General features: G+C 60.4%; 14 protein-coding genes. 5 read left to right on the top strand and 9 right to left on the bottom strand.

What is annotated here, in order from left to right:
- The first annotated feature begins 28 nt into the window (after window positions 1–28).
- Together SE16_RS09925 and SE16_RS09920 are read left to right on the top strand one after the other, a co-directional pair.
- Window positions 29–1,003, top strand: a complete 975-nt coding sequence (locus tag SE16_RS09925; protein WP_054493991.1) for a hypothetical protein — start codon at window positions 29–31, stop codon at window positions 1,001–1,003.
- A 5-nt stretch (window positions 1,004–1,008) separates the two neighbouring features.
- On the top strand, window positions 1,009–2,073 hold the full coding sequence (locus SE16_RS09920; protein WP_060687558.1) for a ketopantoate reductase family protein: 1,065 nt from the start codon (window positions 1,009–1,011) through the stop codon (window positions 2,071–2,073).
- Here the strand turns inward: SE16_RS09920 and SE16_RS09915 are convergent.
- The 9 genes from SE16_RS09915 to SE16_RS09875 form a co-directional block, all read right to left on the bottom strand.
- On the bottom strand, window positions 2,070–2,570 hold the full coding sequence (locus tag SE16_RS09915) for a DUF6174 domain-containing protein (protein ID WP_060687556.1): 501 nt from the start codon (window positions 2,568–2,570) through the stop codon (window positions 2,070–2,072). The two genes, SE16_RS09920 and SE16_RS09915, sit on opposite strands and share 4 nt — an antisense overlap.
- 48 nt (window positions 2,571–2,618) lie before the next feature.
- Window positions 2,619–3,209, bottom strand: coding sequence for a hypothetical protein (locus SE16_RS09910; RefSeq protein ID WP_054492230.1), 591 nt, complete (start codon window positions 3,207–3,209; stop codon window positions 2,619–2,621).
- Window positions 3,193–3,912, bottom strand: a complete 720-nt coding sequence (locus SE16_RS09905) for a CPBP family intramembrane glutamic endopeptidase (RefSeq protein ID WP_054492231.1) — start codon at window positions 3,910–3,912, stop codon at window positions 3,193–3,195. The genes SE16_RS09910 and SE16_RS09905 overlap by 17 nt, the downstream gene beginning before the upstream one ends.
- 5 nt (window positions 3,913–3,917) lie before the next feature.
- Window positions 3,918–5,942, bottom strand: a complete 2,025-nt coding sequence (locus tag SE16_RS09900) for an immune inhibitor A domain-containing protein (RefSeq protein ID WP_160316943.1) — start codon at window positions 5,940–5,942, stop codon at window positions 3,918–3,920.
- 138 nt (window positions 5,943–6,080) lie between these two features.
- Window positions 6,081–6,554, bottom strand: coding sequence for a single-stranded DNA-binding protein (locus SE16_RS09895; protein ID WP_054492233.1), 474 nt, complete (start codon window positions 6,552–6,554; stop codon window positions 6,081–6,083).
- 206 nt (window positions 6,555–6,760) lie between these two features.
- Window positions 6,761–8,581, bottom strand: a complete 1,821-nt coding sequence (locus SE16_RS09890) for a PA14 domain-containing protein (protein ID WP_060687554.1) — start codon at window positions 8,579–8,581, stop codon at window positions 6,761–6,763.
- A gap of 21 nt (window positions 8,582–8,602) precedes the next feature.
- Window positions 8,603–9,211, bottom strand: coding sequence for a hypothetical protein (locus tag SE16_RS09885; protein WP_054492000.1), 609 nt, complete (start codon window positions 9,209–9,211; stop codon window positions 8,603–8,605).
- 46 nt (window positions 9,212–9,257) lie between these two features.
- Window positions 9,258–10,241 carry a CPBP family intramembrane glutamic endopeptidase gene (locus SE16_RS09880; protein ID WP_054491999.1) on the bottom strand — a complete coding sequence of 328 codons (984 nt, stop codon included), beginning with the start codon at window positions 10,239–10,241 and terminating at the stop codon, window positions 9,258–9,260.
- A gap of 9 nt (window positions 10,242–10,250) precedes the next feature.
- Window positions 10,251–12,776, bottom strand: coding sequence for a DEAD/DEAH box helicase (locus SE16_RS09875; protein ID WP_054491998.1), 2,526 nt, complete (start codon window positions 12,774–12,776; stop codon window positions 10,251–10,253).
- Window positions 12,777–12,981: 205 nt separating this feature from the next.
- Here SE16_RS09875 and SE16_RS09865 point away from each other — a divergent pair, with 205 nt between their 5' ends.
- From SE16_RS09865 to SE16_RS09855, 3 genes are all read left to right on the top strand, one after another.
- Complete coding sequence (locus tag SE16_RS09865; RefSeq protein WP_054491996.1) at window positions 12,982–15,462, top strand: heavy metal translocating P-type ATPase; 2,481 nt, start codon at window positions 12,982–12,984, stop codon at window positions 15,460–15,462.
- 101 nt (window positions 15,463–15,563) lie between these two features.
- Window positions 15,564–16,106 carry a TlpA family protein disulfide reductase gene (locus SE16_RS09860; RefSeq protein WP_161804531.1) on the top strand — a complete coding sequence of 181 codons (543 nt, stop codon included), beginning with the start codon at window positions 15,564–15,566 and terminating at the stop codon, window positions 16,104–16,106.
- 18 nt (window positions 16,107–16,124) lie between these two features.
- Window positions 16,125–16,877: a prolipoprotein diacylglyceryl transferase gene (locus SE16_RS09855; RefSeq protein ID WP_054491994.1), complete on the top strand. Its 753-nt coding sequence runs from the start codon at window positions 16,125–16,127 to the stop codon at window positions 16,875–16,877.
- Window positions 16,878–16,879 lie beyond the last annotated feature (2 nt).

Raw genomic sequence — 16,879 nt, 5'->3', positions numbered from 1 at the left:
CACGCCGGCTTGCCGGTTGGAGGACGCAATGAGCAAACTTTCTTTTGTCAACATCGTCAAACTGCTGCGTGAAATTGACCTGGAAAGCATCCGCAAAGAAGTGGAACGCCGCTTTGCACTGGTCATCTTTGGCGAACACACGCAAGACACCATCGAAATCGGGCGGCTGCTCAGCGGTCCCGAAATTCACCCCTGGATTGACCTTGCCGATACGACCATTCCCGCAAATGTGACGTATGACCTCGGCATTCTGGTGACGCCGAACCAGAAACCCTCACAAGCCGAAAAAGCGGCGATGGATCGCCTGCACCACCAGAAAGCGCCCATCATCGTGGTTGAAACACCTTCCCCCACGGTGATGAAGGGCATCCCGCGGCGGGGCGAGTTTGCACGTGTGAAACTCCGCCGTGCCAACGACCAGGAAGGGTTTGCGGAGGTGCTGGCGCCCACCATCCTGGACGCCCGCGACGACCTTTTGCTGGCGTTTGGTCGCCAACTCGATGGACTGCGCCCCTTTGTGGTGCAGCGCCTCATCGAGCAGACGGCGACCACCAACGCCACCTACGCCCTCACAACTGGATTGGCCGAAAGTGTGCCCGGTTTGAACGTGCCGCTCAACGTCGCCGATATGGTCGTTCTCACCAAAAACCAGTTGATTATGGCGTACAAAATCGCGCTGGTGTATGGCAAAGAGGGCGACCCGCGCGACTTGTTGGGCGAGATTCTCGGCGTGCTGGGGGGCGGCTTCTTCTTCCGCCAACTGGCGCGCCAACTCGTCGGGCTGATTCCGGTGGCGGGCATCCCCGCCAAAACAGCGGTCGCCTACGCCGGCACCTACGTCATCGGCGAAGCGGTGCGCCGCTGGGCGGCAGGCGAAGTGCCGATGAGCACAGAAGAATTGCGCGCCATGTTCAGCACGCTGGTGCGCGAAAAACGGCTGGCGTTGCGCGCCCCAGATGAACCGCTGCCGGGCGACGAACCGCTTGCACAACATGACGAGTAGACGCCATGCGGTGGTTGATTGTCGGAGCAGGCGCTATCGGTTCGCTTGTGGGGGCGCGGCTTGCACAGGCGGGTGAAACCGTTGTGCTGGTTGTGCGCCCCCACACTGCGGCGCACCTTGCCCAACACGGGCTTACTCTGCGCGCGCCCGACAGCACCTACACAGCACATCTCCCCGCCGTGACAACCGTGGCCGAGGCGCGCACCCGTTTCGGCGATTTTGACGCCATCGCCTTCACCATGAAAGCGTTTGGCGTGCAAACAGCCGCCGAAGACCTGGCACACGCCGGCTACACCCAAACACCGGTGCTCACGTTCCAGAACGGCGTTGGGAGTGAAGAAATCGCCGCGCAGGTGCTGCCCAACGCGCCAATTGTTTCAGCCAGCATCACAGTGCCGGTTGAAGTGCCTGGTCCGGGCGTGGTGGTTGCCAAAGCCAAAGGGGGGATTGGGCTGGCGTGTGTGCAACACTGCACGGCGCACACGCTCGAAACGCTGGCGCGCACCTTCCAGCGAGCGCACTTTCCAGTGCATCTCCACACCGACTACCGCGCCATGGTCTGGAGCAAACTCCTGCTGAACATCATCGGCAATGCCACATCCGCCATCACCGGATTGCCGCCGCAGCGCATCATTGCCGACCCCGTGCTCTTCGAGGTGGAACATCTCGCCTGGCAAGAAGCCTACACCGTCATGCAAGCGCATCGCATTCCGGTGGTCAATTTGCCGGGGTATCCCCTGCGCTGGTTCGCGCGACTGGTGCGCTGGCTTCCCGCGGTGCTTCTGCGTCCGGTGCTTGTGCGCCTGGTTGCGTCGGGGCGTGGGGGCAAAATGCCGTCGCTCTATCTCGACATTGAAGCGGGGCGCACCCAATTGGAGATTGACTTCCTCAACGGGGCGGTGGTCAAGGCGGGGCGTGCGGTCAACATCCCAACCCCGGTCAATGAAACACTGACGACACTTGTCTGGCGCGTCGCCGAAGACCCCGCCACGCGGCAACGTTTTCGCGCCCACCCTCACGAACTGGCGCGCGAAGTGGCTCACGCGCGCGCGTGTGGGCGGCAACCCTAGGGTGACGGTTCCAGCGGCTCGAATTCCAGCACACGCACAACCACTTCGGTATCGCGCAGAACCGCCCCATTCTGGTCGTGCACGTTGCCCAGCCGAATGAGCGTGGGGAAGTGATACGTTTCATCATAACGAGCGGAAACCCCGCGCTGTTGCCCCGCCAGTTGCCCCCCCACCATCTCGAACAACCCCGGCACCGTATAGGGTTCACCTCGCTCTTCACTGAGCACCTGCGGCGCCTCCCAGTCGCGCGCCTCGTCATTCCAATAGCGCAAGACGGCTTGTTCCAAACGCCCATCACGCACCACGGCTTCCACCTGACGTCGTTCGTTGTACTTTTCCACTTCCACCAGCAGGCGGTACGACGTAATGCCCAATGCGTTCCACGCTTCACGTTCAGCGTTGTTCGTGTCGAACGACGCCGCAGGCGCAAACCCATCGAACCATCCACACCCGCTCAACATCAGCAGGCTCAGCATGAATAACAACCAGCGTCGCATCTCATTGCTCCTTTGCCTTCGCTCCATACGTCTCTTGTGAAGGCGCTATCATTTTTCGACGCCCTGCACCGCACGCCAAAACGCTTCATTCAACACCACCGTGCGAAACCACCGCGCCATCTGGGGGTCGGCAATATCCAATTCGCGCGGCGACACCATCAAGCGGGCAAACCCGCGTCGAAAAAGCGTTGCCGGTTCCTGCGTGCCCAACAGGTCTTCGGCGTAGCCCAGCGCCAACACATCTTGCCAGCGTCGGGCGGCATCTTCGGGCACAAAAGGGGCGCGCGCCCCTTCGCTGAAAAACGCCCCCGTCGCATCGCTCCCCAGCCAATGGTCAAGCCAAGCGCCGACCACTTCCCAAAAGGCTTCGCGCCGCTGCATCACATCATCCACATGCCAGAGCAACAGTCCCGCTGTGTGCAAATGCCGCCAGTAGGTCGGTTCCGCCAGGTAGGCGCTAGCGGCTGAGGCGTCAACCGCCATCACACCGCGCGGGTGCTGCGCCCACAGCGTGCGCAAGGCGCGGGGCAAGCGTGAGAGGTGGCGCAAGACGGCGTCGCGCAGACGCCCCGGCGGTGTTGGCACAGAGGGCGCGATATGAATGCGGTCGAACAACGGCGATTTATTTTGCTGAGGCATGCGCAAACCTCTCAAACAAGTCAGGACGCAGATACGCGAGTACCAACTGGTTGGCGTTCAACGCCCAATGCAGCACAATCACAAACCACAAACTGCCTGTTGCGATGAACAACCACCCCATGACCATCCCCAACGCCGCCGTCAGCAGGACGCCCCACACACCTTGCGCCATATGCAGAACCCCAAACAGCAAAGAAGAAAGCACCACGAGCAAGGGTGCAGGCGCCCACAACGAAAAACCGCCCACCAGCAACGCGCGAAAGAGCATTTCTTCAAGCGCGGCGGCGGGCAACGCGGCGAGCACAACCGGCGCCACTTCATCGCGTGTGCGGGGGCGCAACAGCCGCATGGCTGTCGGGGCGTACAACCCTGGGCGCAAACGAGGCAAAAGCCCCATCGAAAAGGCGTTCACCACCCACGCCAGCACAACCCCCAGGAAGGCGGCCATCGCCAGGTCGCGCATGGGGTTGAATGGCACCACGCCAAATTGCTCGCGCGGCAAACCGCTCACCAGCATCAAACCGGCGCACAGCAGGAGCAACGCCAGGCGAAACGCCGTTTCCAGGGGGTGCAACAAGGGGTTGAAAGGCAACGGTTCGTCGGTAATGGCAAGCAAGCGTGCTGTTTCCAATGTCATCATCGCCACGAAGCCCAACAGCACAAGCGTTCCCCCGGCAAACAGCACGAGCCGCAGCGTCTCCATGGCGCTTACTCCTCGAACGTGGCTTGCAATGTGTACTCCGCCCGCTCCGTTGTCACGGGCGTCGCGCCGGCAACCACCAGCACGACCGCTTGCACATCGTCACCAAAGCCGGGCACTTCCAATTGCCCGCGGTTGGTTTCATCCAGCACAAGCGACACCACGTCCTCATCGTTTTCACGCAGAAGCACGGCGCGCACCACAAAACCTTGCTTCAGGCGGTTGTGAGTGCGCACCCATCCGTCGGCGTGCCACCCGCCCTCATCCTGCTCAAAGTCGGTGGCGTAGCCGATTTCGGGCACGCGCACATCGTCCAGCCAGAAGCCGTTGGCGTTGAGCGCATCATCGTTGACCATTTCAAAACGCACCAGCACCTCTTGCCCCACAAAGGGCGTCAAGTCCACACGGTTGAAAACCCAGGTGGGCGTTTCACCATCGCCACTTGTGCCGGTAAAGCCCGGTCCAAATGCATTGCCATTCGGATTGCTGGCGACGGTATGCGCCGTGGGGAGCGCCTGCCAGGTGGCGCCGCCATTCGTCGAAACCGCCACATAGACGTAATCAAAGTCTTTTTCGATATCGTACCACGCCCAGAATTCCAGCGTGGCGCTTTCCACATCACGCAAGTCGAAGGAGCGCGTGAGCGTTGTGTCCACATCGTCGCCCCGATGGCTCCAAAAGCCAAATGCGCCGCTGTGCGCCGTGGCCGGAAGCAACGAGACCTCATCCTGACCGTCGAAGGTCAACACAAGCGTGCCGGTGCGCCCACTTTCAGGCTGGAACTGAAAATAATCAATGCCATACTGGGCAACCGAGTCGGAAAAGGTGGCGGGGTATCGGCGAAAGGTGCGCGTTTGCCAGACGCCGCCCAAATTGAGCGAGGGAAACGCATAGGGACCACCGTCGGGGTCATCCAACAGAAGCGCAACCGCCCAATCGCCAAACACCTCGTCGAACGGTACGCCCAACACCCGTTCCAATCCGTGCATGCCATTGAAAGGCTCCGCCACCAGGGCACGAATAGCGTCATCACCAAAACGGTCGGCGACATACTGCATAAACAGATACGCCGACCCGTAGGCTTTCGCGCTCTGGTCAGGCCAGTTGGTCAAGGGCCAATCGGGTTCCAGCAAAAACTGGCGTTCGGCGCGGCTTGCGGGGAAGCCATTGCGGGCGGCCGCCAATTCGGACAACCCTTCGTTGACCCAGGTCTCTTCGTTGCGGTCTTCGTTCCAGTGAATCATGTGCTGGTACTCATGCGCCAGCACTTCATCAAATCCCGGTTGCCCTGGGCGGCGATTGTTCAGGTTGATGTAGAAAATTTCTTTTTCATTGGAATAGGGATTGATGAGGCGCACAAATTCGTCCGCGCTGGAATAGTAGCCCCCCACACCGGGGACATTCCCCAAAAAGATGTGCAAGCGGGATTCGCCGTCCACTCCAGGCGACCACTCTTGCCCAAAGAGGTCGCGGTCTGTCGGGTAGGTGCGTGTGTCGAACCGTTCCACAGACGCCGCCAAGGCCGCCTCATCCACTTCGTAGCCCACCTGCACCCACCAGTAGGCGTGTTCGCCAATGGCGCGCAGTTCCGCTTCCACGCGGTTGTGGGTATTGTTCAGCAAATCCGCCACCGTAAAGGTTTCGCGGTCTCCCAAACGGCGCTCTACCGGGGGCGCTGAAACCGTCCGTGGGGTATCCGGCGAAATGCGCCCATAGCGGATACCGAGGTCGTGCAAATCACGCATGGGCAAATCGGGCCGGTTCACCAGCGCGAGCATATCGGCGGCGGGAGAAAAATGCCCTTCACCCGAAGGGAGTTCCGCCGTCGGCGAGACGGCTGGGGGAGGCGTCGCCTCTGGGGATGCCATGGGGGTGGGCGTCGGCGCGCTTGCGGTTGCCGCCGTTGGAAGAGGTGTCCGAGTCGCTTGGTCATTCGCCAGCCACGTCAACCCAATGCTCACCGTGACAAGGCTGAGCACCAGCAAGCAAAGGCCGAATGCCAGAAAAAAGAGCACGTACGCGATTTTACGCATGTTGAAGCGGCTCCCGTTGATTGGTTCGCTGGGGCAATTATAGCGCCCTGGGTATGAAGTCGAAAGCGCATTGCGGTGCATAAAAAAACAGCCCCATGTGGGGCTGTTTGGGTGCTCGGGCAAACAGCGGTTCGTGAGTTAGAAAGGAATTTCGTCCGGTCCGAAGTCGTCTTCTTCTTCAAAAGCGGGTGTCGAAGGGGCGGTGGTGCTGCGGCGCTGGGAAGTTGCCGAAGAAGCAGCCGGTGCTTGAGCACCGCCGTTTTCACCACGCCCACCGAGAAACTTCACCGTGCGTGCCCGCACTTCAAAACTGGCGCGCACAGTACCATCTTGCCCCGTCCAGAGACGCGGACCACCGGTTTGCGGGTCGGGCACGATTTCGCCCTCGATGAAGACCATGCGCCCTTTGCTCAGGTATTGGTGGCAGGTTTCACCAAGGCGTCCCCACGCGCTGACACGCCACCAAACGGTTTCTTCGCCTTGTGTGCCATCGTTGTTCGTCCAGCGGCGATTGGTCGCGACGCTAAACGTGCAGACAGGCGTGCCTTGGGGTGTGTAGCGAAGTTCCGGGTCGCTTCCAAGATTGCCGATAAGCGTTACTTTCTGAAACATGGTGCCTCCTTAGGTGTCAATTGGCTGTTTCTGTCGAACCATGTTTGCCGAGCGTGAGGGTATGATAGCAGAGAGGTGCGACAGAAACGGTTCAACTGGTGATGAAAGTGTAGATTGAGCATGTGGAATGTGCGTCTCAGTGAAGCGCGTTGTACGGGCGTATTGTTCCACAAGTGGATGAGATTGGCAAACGTCAAATCGCCGGTTCAAGGTGTGGCTGTTGGCACAGGCGTGAGCACCAACGTTTGGGTTGGGGTGGCGGTTGGCGGTGTGGCGGCGGGGCTGGGCGAAGGCGTGACGCTCGGCGTGGGCGAGGGGGTCGCGCTGGGCGTGAGCGACGCTGTCGGCGAAGGTGTGGCGCTGGGCGTGGGTGATTGTGTGGGCGAAGCCGTCGGCGTCGCAGTAGGTGACGATGTGGGTGTGAGTGTCGGTGTCGGTGTGAGTGTGGGGGTGGATGTTGGCGTAGGCGTTGGCGTAGGCGAGAGCAGCACCCACTGCACACGGATGGCAGCCTCGCCGCCGGCATCGTAGTATTCGACGATGAAGCGGCGTGGTTCTCCATCGGTAGCGAGGTCGAACGTGTAGGTAGTGTCGGCGGCGTGCCATTCATCCAGCATGAGCGTGTTCCCAACCCAGAGCCGCACGCCACCCTTCACGTCAACCGTGAAGCGATAGCCGGGTGCGGGGAGTGCCAGCGTGCGTTCCCAGCGAGCCGACCAGCCATCACGCGGCAAAACGGGGGCGGGCGCATCATTGCCCCAGTCGAAATCAATCACCGTATCATCGCGTTCAAGGACTGGGGTGCCGGTCGGCAAAGGGGCGGCAAAATAGCGCCCCTGCCAGCCATCAAAAGAGGTGGGAATGGGCGACCACCAGAGAATGGCGACCGCCTCGCCCGCCGCTTCAAAGTATTCCAGGCGCAGCGTATGCTCGCCTTCCGTCAAGGTCACGTCCACCGTCAACGTGCGCGATGGTCCCAGTTCCCACGCATCAAGCACAAGATTGTCATCAATCCAGAGCCGCGCGCCGTCATCTACACGCACGGCAAAGCGATACGTTCCGGCGGCAAAGTGCAGGCGGCGCATCCAGCGCACGCTGAAATTGTCGGCGGGCACCCCCTCAGCAGGGGCTTGTGTGCCCCACTCGAAGCGCAGTTCGGCGTCGGTGCGCACAAGCGCGGGAACGCCCAACAGCCCGGCGTTGCTAAAATACTCGCCCCGCCAGGCGTCGGTCGGGATCACGGTCGGCGTTGGTGTTGGCGTGGCGGTTGCCGTGGGGGTGGGCGTTGGCGTCTCTTGCGGTGGCACAAGCACAGGCAAACGCGAGAGCGGTTCCGGGCAGTTGAGCGCGTCCGCCGTCACCCAGCCGCGTGTGCCATCGCTGGCCTCAATGTGCACCCAGAGCGTGTCCGCAAGCCGCCCGACAGCCTGCACGGTCGCACCACGCATCAACACCACGAGGACAGGGCTTGCGCCGTCAGGAAAGGCGCGCACATTCGCCGAGGCGAGATAGATTGAGCAGGCAAACGCCCCTGCAATGGTCGGCGTGGGGGTCACGCTGGGGGTTGGCGTGGGTAAGCGCCAATCGAACGTGCTTTCCTGGCGCACAGCCCCGCTCAACACAATCAACGTTATGCCTTCGCCAGAAGGCATCAAGGATTGGTGCGTTCCCCGCCATTCAAAGCGCCCTTGTTCATCCGTGGTCACGGTGCCCAAGAAGTATTCGGCGCTGATAGATGGATGGCGCAGCCACAATTGGACGATGGCGTTGGCGGGCCAATTCGTTCCGACGACTGTGAGGGTGTTTTCTTCAACACGAACATTGAGCAGAGGCGTGGACGGCGTGGCGGAAGGTGTCGGTGTTGAAGGCAGGCGCGGTGTGGCGGTCAACATGGCGGTGGATGGCGAAGCCACGGACGACCAGACAAGGCGCGCCGCCAGAATGCAGACAACGCCCCACACCACCACCAGCCCCACAACGATGATGTAGGGCAGGTTTTTCCAAAACCACGCCGAGACACCCTTCACCGATGATTGCTCCTTTGATGGTCAGGGTTGTTGCGGGGTGGGTTGCTGCGGGGTCGGTTGTTGCGGGGTCGGTTGTTGCGTTGCCGACGGAAGTTCCCCTTCTTCCAACGTTTTCTGTACATTGATAAGCTGCTCACGCCAGACCTTGATCATTTCGGCGAATGGCGTGTTCGCGAGCGAGAATTGCACCGGCACCGTCATGTTGATGGGGACTTCGGCTTGCACGGGAATGGTGCGCTGAACAGGAACCGCCACCGTCATGTCAATCGGGACTTCGAGGTAGAGTGGGATATCAATCGTGTAGGTACGTCCCGGCACACCAAACTCCAGGGGAATGGACTGGTCAATAACAAACACGTCGCGAATGGGCACAATCCAGGTATCACTGATGGCGATGTCGGCGCTAATCGTCAGCGTGTCGCTGATAGGCACCTTCAGGTCAATCGTCGTGTTTTCCAATTCACCCATTTGCTGTGTGGCTTCTTTCAGCACGCCGGCGGCGGCTTTTGCGCCCTCGCTGATTTGGGTTTGGACTTGCAAGGCTTCGCGAATGATGAGGATATTCAACGCCAACGAGGTGATGGCAATCACCGTGAGTACGAAGATGTAAATGCGCCACCATTTGGACATACCGTCCCCCTTTCTTGGTTGCCCATCGTGCCAATAGTACCTTTTTTTACACAGAATACAACAAACTCATCAACAACACGTTCAGCGTGTTGTACAAAGCATGTACGAGTATCACGGTGGTTGTGTTTGTGCGGTCGCGCACGACACCCAACACAAGCGCAATCACGAACACTTCGAGCATGGCGGGGCTCAATCCATATTGCACGTGCAACAGGCTGAACAAGACCGCCGTCGGCAGTAAGCCAAAGCGGGGTTGCAACGCCCCCCGGAAGAGTAATTCTTCGCCAATCCCCGCTGTCAGCCCGATGGACAATGCGCCGGCGACGTTCATCAAACCGCCAATCAAGCCCATGAAACTTTCGTTGAGCGCCTCAAAGCCCTGGGGGTCGAGCCACTGCCAGAGCAGCACGATCATGGTGTCCAACACCTGCAAAAGCAGCATGATGCCCACCGCCAGCACGATTTGCCGCCCCGTTGGACGTTCAAGCCCCAGACGGTGCAGGGTCTCGCGCCAGGAACGGCGCACAAACAGCCCTACGCCTAAAAACGCAAAGAGCACGAACACAACCCCTTGCGCCCAGACGGTGAGCAAACTGACACTGGCGTCCAACGTTTGTAACAGGTCGCCAATGCCGGAAAGAATTTGCGCCAGGCTCACCCCGACGACGTAAACGCTGAACATAAGCGCGGTGATATGCACCATGTTCTCCGGGTCGAAGGCACGCAAAAGAGGCGCAACACCACGCCGTACAGGCGGCAACAAGACGAGCATGCCAGCACAACCGGTTGCAAAAAGAATGAGGGCAAAGGTGGGTTGCACGAAGAACAGAACATTCGGCGGGAGCGTGTCGAGCATGGCGGCGTCAAGTGTGTTGAGTATTTGCCCCAAAAGCAGCGTCAAAAGCCCCAAGCCCATAGCGAGCAGGTTGGTGATGAGCAACAACGCCCACGCCGCCACGCGCCACGAGCGCATTTTTTCAGCCACATTGGCAACCAGCAGCACGGCTAAAAACCACAACAATTCAAACATGGCGTTTCCTCATTGACTTTCTTCATTTTGCAAAGCCGCCCACACCATGAGCGCAGCCTGTTTGGCATTGTGCTCACTTTCCGGGTGTGGTCCAACACACGAAGGACACCCATGCCGACACGGGCAATCTCGAATCAGTGCGCCGACTGTGTCCCAGATACGGGTATGCAACGCAAAAAGTTGTTCGGCAAACCCAATTCCGCCCTCGGCATATTCGTACACAAAGATGGTGGGGCGCTGAGTGAACGCGTTGTTGATGTCCGTCGTCACGCCGATGTCGGCGGGGTCGCACATGAGGAAAAGCGGCGCCACATGTTCCAGCGCATGGGCGACGCCCTGCAACCCCAACGCTGTCTCACTGATGTATGACGGTTCGGCGCGGCGATGGCACGTTGGGCACAGGCTGATGAGGTTGTCAAGCGCATTGGCGAGCAGATAGCGGTCGGCGCGGGTAGGGTCGGTGGGGTCGTACTCAAATTCGCGGAAGGGGCGCTTGTGGTGGACGTCGAGTTCGCGCCCCAGTTCGTCTTCGCTCACGCCGCACATCTGGCAGCGAAACCCATCACGCCGGCGGGCTTTGCGCCGCTGGGTTTCCCAATTGGGTCCATAATCGCGGCGCTGGGGGGCAAACGACGCCGGCAAGCACGCCCAATAGGCGGTGGTGTGCAAGCGGCTTTCGGGCAGGGTGAGCGAGTGTTGCCCCAACACTTCATGCGTGAAGAAACGAATCTGCTTGTAGCCAGTGGCGCGCCGAATCACCTCGACTTCCCCCAAGGCATGCCTGCCCTCATGCGCCAGCACGTTTTGGGGCGTGACGGTGGTTTTGGTGATGGGGCGTGTGTAGTATTCCACCTCGGTGGCGACAGCCTCGGCACGCCCTTGCTCCCAATCGAGCGCCGTAATGCGGTACTGCCGCCCTTCGTGCAGGTAAATCGCGCCGGGAAAGCACATTTGATGCACGGCGAAACGGTCTACTTCGCCAATCGTTGTACCGCCGGGCTGTTCCACGATGAGAATGCGATACGGTGTGAGCGTTCGCAATGAAACCTGTTCTGACGGATACTCCGGCGCGCTCCAATAGTAGGTGTCGGCGGCTTTGTGCAGTGCGCCTTCTTCCACCAGAAAATCGAGCAACACTTGCACCATTTCGGCAGGCAGCGAGCCAAACGTCTCCCCCGGACGAAATGGAAGTTCAAACGCTGCACACCGCAAATGGTCTATGAGGATGGGCAGGTTGTCGGGGTTGATGCGGGCGTGTTCCGGCGAAGCGTCGAAAAACCATTCGGGATGCTGTACCAAAAACTGGTCGAGCGGGGCGCTGCTCGCCACCAACGCCACCGCCGAGGGGGCGCCCCGACGCCCCACACGCCCGGCTTGCTGCCATGTGCTGGCAATCGTGCCGGGATACCCCACAATGACACAGGCTTGCAGCGCGCCGATGTCAATGCCCAGTTCGAGCGCATTCGTGCTGACCACCGCCCGCACACGCCCTTCACGCAACCCCCGTTCAATGTCGCGTCGTTCACGCGCCAGATAGCCACCACGATAGCCACGCACTGCATGCGTGGCGACACCCAGCGCGGGGGCGTCATTGCGCAAATAGGTGAGCAGGACTTCTGTGTTGAGGCGGGCGCGCGTAAAGATGATGGTTTGCGCACCACGAGCGATAAACGCGCCGGCGACACGTCGCCCTTCGAGCAAGGCGGAACGGCGCATGTTCAATTCTTCATTGACCATGGGGGGATTGATGAAGAAAAAATGGCGTTCGCCGGAAGGGGCGCCGTTTTCATCCACCAGATGCACAGGCGCGTCAATGAGCCGCTCGACAAATTCGCGCGGGTTGGCGATGGTGGCGCTCCCACACAGAAATTGCGGGCGACAGCCGTAAAATTGGGCAATACGGTGGCAGCGCCGCAACACATTCGCCAGATGGCTTCCAAAGACGCCCCGATAGTGATGAACTTCATCAAGAATGATGTAGCGCAAATTGGTCCAAAACGAGAGCCATTTGGTGTGGTGGGGCAAGATGCCGGTGTGCAGCATGTCGGGATTGGTCATCACAACCTGCGCCGAAGCGCGAATCTCACGGCGCGCCGCGGCGGGCGTATCGCCATCGTACACTGCGACACGAGGCGCGACGGGCAGCCCTTCGGCAAGATGCTGAAACGCCATGCGCTGGTCTTGCGCCAGGGCTTTGGTGGGGTAGATGTAGAGTGCGCGGGCGTTCGGGTCGTGCAGAAGGGTGTGCAACACCGGCAGGTTGTAAGCGAGCGTCTTCCCCGAAGCGGTCGGCGTCACCAGCAAGACATGCCGCCCCTGCAACGCCGCAGAGACAGCCGCCGCCTGATGCGTATAGAGCGCCTGAATGCCACGGCGTTGCAGCGCTTCGACCAGCGCGGGGTGCAAATCAGGTGGAAAAGGGGCATACTGCGCTGAACGGGCAGGCAGAATGCGATGATGCACCACGCTTCGCTGAAACGCGGGGTCGTGCAAAAGGGGTTCCAGCCAGGTTTTTGAATGCGTGTGTGCCGACATGCCGCTCCGGGCGCTGCTCGTTTTCGTCAACTTTCAAGCGCCATATTGTGGGCGCGTTTGGATGGGATGCAAATGGACCAGCAAGGCACGCCAATTGCATTTGACAGCGGGCATGCGCGGCATATACTTTTTTGATGCACCCCATATACCCAGGGGGGGCATTTTTGACAAAAAGACGCCCTGATGGGCGATAAAGGAGGCTCCCATGAGCGAAAAACAGGTAACACTCCCGGTTCAGGGGATGACCTGCGCCTCGTGTGTGCGCACCGTGGAGCGCAACTTGAAAAAAGTGCCGGGTGTCAAAGAAGTGCATGTCAACTTGGCCACCGAGCGCGCCACAGTTGTGCTTGACGAAGAGGAAGGCGCAGGGGTCGGCGACCTGGTGAGCAAAGTCAAGGAAATTGGGTACGAAGTGCCTACCGCGACGGTCACGATTCCCGTGCAAGGGATGACCTGCGCTTCGTGTGTGCGCACTGTGGAGCGCAACCTGTTGAAACTGCCCGGCGTGCTCAGCGCCGATGTGAATCTGGCGACGGGACGCGCCACAGTCACCTACATTCCCACCGAAATTACCGTGCGCGATATTCAGCAGCGCGTGCGCGACATTGGCTATGAATCGCCTGATTTGACCGCTGAAGAGGAAGAAATGCGCGACGTTGAACGTGAGGCGCGCGCGGCCGAATTGGCCGGCTTGCGGCGCGACCTGACGGTGGCGCTGGTCTTCGGCACGCCGCTGTTGTTGCTGAGCATGTTGCCGATGGTGCTACCGGGGGTGATGGAAACGCTGCTGGCGCTAGTCGGTTCGGAGCGCGTGCTCTGGTTCGTGCAACTGGCGCTGGCAACCCCCGTGCAATTTTACGCCGGTCGGCGCTTCTATCGCCTGGCAATCAAAGCCGCCCGCCACGGCACAACCGACATGAATACGCTTGTGGCGTTGGGGACCAGCGCGGCGTACTTTTACAGCCTCGCCGTCACGCTCGCGCCCTCGATCTTCCCCGAAGGCACCGCGCATGTGTACTACGAAACCTCGGCGGTCATCATCGCGCTGATTTTGCTGGGGCGCTACCTGGAAGCACGCGCGAAAGGTGAAACCAGCGAGGCGATTCGCCGCCTGATGGATTTGCGCGCCAAAACCGCCACCGTTTTGCGTGATGGGCGCGAAGTTGAGGTGCCGGTTGATGAGGTGCAGGTGGGTGATGTTCTGCTGGTGAAGCCTGGGGAAACGGTACCCGTGGACGGCGTCATCATCGAGGGGCGCAGCACGATTGACGAAAGCATGGTGACGGGTGAGAGTGTGCCGGTTGAAAAAGGTATCGGCGCACAAGTGATTGGCGGGACCGTCAACCGCGCGGGGGCGTTCAAAATGCGCGCGACCGCCGTCGGCAAGCAAACGGTGCTAGCGCACATTATTCGGCTGGTGGAAGAAGCCCAAGGCTCAAAAGCCCCTATTCAGCGCCTCGCCGACCAGATTGCCGCCATTTTCGTGCCGACGGTGCTGGGCATTGCCGCGTTGACGTTTGTCGTCTGGTTCTTCTTTGGGCCGGAGCCCCGCTTGACCTATGCGCTGGTGACAACGGTGGCAGTCCTCATCATCGCCTGCCCGTGCGCGTTGGGGCTGGCAACGCCCACCGCCATCATGGTGGGCACAGGCGTTGGCGCTCAGCGCGGCATTCTCATTCGCAGTGGTGAGGCGTTGGAAACGCTCCACAAGGTCAATGCGATTTTGCTGGACAAGACGGGGACGCTGACGGTTGGCAAGCCATCGCTGACCGATGTGGTGCCGCTGAACGGGTATGACGCCAATGCGCTGTTGCGGCTGGCGGCCGCCGCCGAACGCCGTTCGGAGCACCCACTGGCGGAGGCGATTGTTGAAGCCGCGCAACGCCAAAATGGGCATACCATCTCCGAACCAGAACGGTTCGAGAGCCTGACCGGCCACGGCGTGCGGGCGTTGGTCGAAGGGCATGAGGTGTTGATTGGCAATGCGCGCTTGATGGTAACCGAAGGCATTTCCATTGATGATTTTACAGCCGAAAGTGAACGGCTGGCACAGGAAGGCAAAACGCCTGTCTTCGTGGCGATTGATGGGCGCGCCGCAGGCATTTTGGCGCTGGCGGATACGGTGAAAGAAAGCAGCCGCCGCGCGGTGGCCACTTTGCAGCAAATGGGCATTGAGGTCTGGATGATGACGGGTGACAATCGCCGCACGGCGCTGGCGATTGCCCGCGAACTGGGTATCCCTGACTCGCATGTGATGGCCGAGGTCGTGCCGGAGCAAAAAGCGGCAAAGGTGAAGGAACTGCAAGCGCAGGGCAAAATTGTTGCTATGGTGGGCGATGGCATCAACGATGCGCCCGCGCTGGCGCAAGCCGATGTGGGGATTGCTATCGGCACAGGGACGGATATTGCGATGGAAGCCGCGGATGTCACCCTGATGCAGGGCGACTTGTTGAAAGTGGTCGAGGCGATTCAGTTGAGCCGCGCCACCATGCGCACCATCAAAGGCAACCTGTTCTGGGCGTTTTTCTACAACGTGATTGGTATTCCCGTGGCGGCCGGGGCGCTCTACCCCTTCACGGGCATGCTGTTGAACCCGATGTTCGCCGCGGCGGCAATGGCGTTCAGCAGTGTCTTTGTGGTCAGTAACTCGCTCCGCCTGCGCAACTTCAAGCCCGAATTGGTTTAGGCGTGTAAGAAGACGCCTGTTGCATACCTCAAAAATGGGGGCTGTCATGTGCATGGCAGCCCCCGTTTTTGCAAAGCAAGAGGGAAAGAACCATGCGAACCATGACGATTTGGCAACGGCTTTTCGTTCTGGCGCTTCTTCTGGGGGGCGCGTGGCTGGCGGTTTCCCGCATTCCGCCTCTGCCCAACGCCGACGCCGTGGATGCGGCGCTACCGGCACAACCGCGCGCCGGCTTTCCCGCGCCCGATTTTGAAGGGCAAACATTGGACGGCGAGACCGTGCGGTTGGCGGATTTCCGCGGTCATCCCGTGGTGTTGAACTTTTGGGCGACCTGGTGCGGTCCATGCCGCTTTGAAATGCCGGCTATCGAGCGCGTGGCGCAAGCGTATGCCGACCGCGGATTGGTGGTCTTGCTCATCAATCAGGGCGAATCACCGGACGCGATTCGTGCATTTTTGCAAGAGATGGGTATTACACAAACCGTAGTGCTGGATAACGGCGAGATTGGTGCGAAGCAGTACCGCGTGCGCGGATTGCCCACCACCGTCTTCATTCATCCTGATGGGATGATTGAAGATGTGGTCGTTGGCGGTCCTATGAGTGAGGCGTTTTTGGAAGAAAAGGTGCAGAGCATTACACCGTAAACAAGCAGAGGGAAATCCATGTTGCCAGTGTTGAATGTCGGCTCCGTTGCGCTGCAAACGCGCGGATTGGTGCTCCTGGCGGCATTTTGGTTTGGGCTGTACGCCACCGACCGCGCCGCCCGCCGCCTCAACCTTGATCCTGATGACTTTTGGAACGCGGGGTTTATGGCGTTGCTGGCGGGCATTTTCAGCGCGCGCACTGCTTACGCGATCCGCTTTTGGGACGTGTATGCGCACTCGCCACGCCTGCTGGTTTCGCCCAACATTCGTGATATGGATTGGCGCGTGGGCGCACTGGTCGGGGCGCTCGTTTTTGTTGTCTGGCTGATACGCATGCGTGTGCCGCTTCGACGCGCCGCCGACGCTCTTGTGGTGGGTGGTGCAGTGGCATGGGCGCTGGCGGGATTGAGCGCCTTTCTGAGCGGCGACGCTTTCGGGACGCCCACCCGTCTGCCGTGGGGCGTGGTGTTGTGGGGGGTGAAACGCCACCCGGTGCAACTCTACGAAAGCGTGGCGGGGGTTGCTATTGCGGCCATACTGTGGGCATGGCTGCCACGCCGACGCTTCGATGGATGGCTGGCGCTGGTCGGGGTGGCGTTGCTGGCAGGGGCGCGGATGCTCATCGAAACGTTTCGCGCCACGCAAACCGTTTTGCCGGGGGGCTTTCGCGCGGTACAATTTGCGGCGTGGCTGATTTTGCTGGCGGCGCTGGCGCTGCTCGCCATGCTCGACCGCCCAGAATCACACCAATCCAGCAATTCAGGTAAATAATC

The sequence above is a fragment of the Ardenticatena maritima genome, from assembly GCF_001306175.1.
GTDB classification, from domain to species: Bacteria; Chloroflexota; Anaerolineae; order Ardenticatenales; family Ardenticatenaceae; genus Ardenticatena; species Ardenticatena maritima.
This window is presented reverse-complemented; position numbering and strand designations above follow the sequence as displayed.

Bases quoted from the DNA above. Each gene is read 5' to 3' on its own strand.
- SE16_RS09895 (WP_054492233.1), bottom strand. From the start codon at position 6,554: ATGTTTCAGAAAGTAACGCTTATCGGCAATCTTGGAAGCGACCCGGAA.
- SE16_RS09875 (WP_054491998.1), bottom strand. From the start codon at position 12,776: ATGTCGGCACACACGCATTCAAAAACCTGGCTGGAACCCCTTTTGCAC.
- SE16_RS09880 (WP_054491999.1), bottom strand. From the start codon at position 10,241: ATGTTTGAATTGTTGTGGTTTTTAGCCGTGCTGCTGGTTGCCAATGTG.
- SE16_RS09920 (WP_060687558.1), top strand. From the start codon at position 1,009: ATGCGGTGGTTGATTGTCGGAGCAGGCGCTATCGGTTCGCTTGTGGGG.
- SE16_RS09855 (WP_054491994.1), top strand. From the start codon at position 16,125: ATGTTGCCAGTGTTGAATGTCGGCTCCGTTGCGCTGCAAACGCGCGGA.
- SE16_RS09910 (WP_054492230.1), bottom strand. From the start codon at position 3,209: ATGCCTCAGCAAAATAAATCGCCGTTGTTCGACCGCATTCATATCGCG.
- SE16_RS09860 (WP_161804531.1), top strand. From the start codon at position 15,564: ATGACGATTTGGCAACGGCTTTTCGTTCTGGCGCTTCTTCTGGGGGGC.
- SE16_RS09915 (WP_060687556.1), bottom strand. From the start codon at position 2,570: ATGCGACGCTGGTTGTTATTCATGCTGAGCCTGCTGATGTTGAGCGGG.
- SE16_RS09925 (WP_054493991.1), top strand. From the start codon at position 29: ATGAGCAAACTTTCTTTTGTCAACATCGTCAAACTGCTGCGTGAAATT.
- SE16_RS09885 (WP_054492000.1), bottom strand. From the start codon at position 9,211: ATGTCCAAATGGTGGCGCATTTACATCTTCGTACTCACGGTGATTGCC.
- SE16_RS09865 (WP_054491996.1), top strand. From the start codon at position 12,982: ATGAGCGAAAAACAGGTAACACTCCCGGTTCAGGGGATGACCTGCGCC.
- SE16_RS09905 (WP_054492231.1), bottom strand. From the start codon at position 3,912: ATGGAGACGCTGCGGCTCGTGCTGTTTGCCGGGGGAACGCTTGTGCTG.
- SE16_RS09900 (WP_160316943.1), bottom strand. From the start codon at position 5,942: ATGCGTAAAATCGCGTACGTGCTCTTTTTTCTGGCATTCGGCCTTTGC.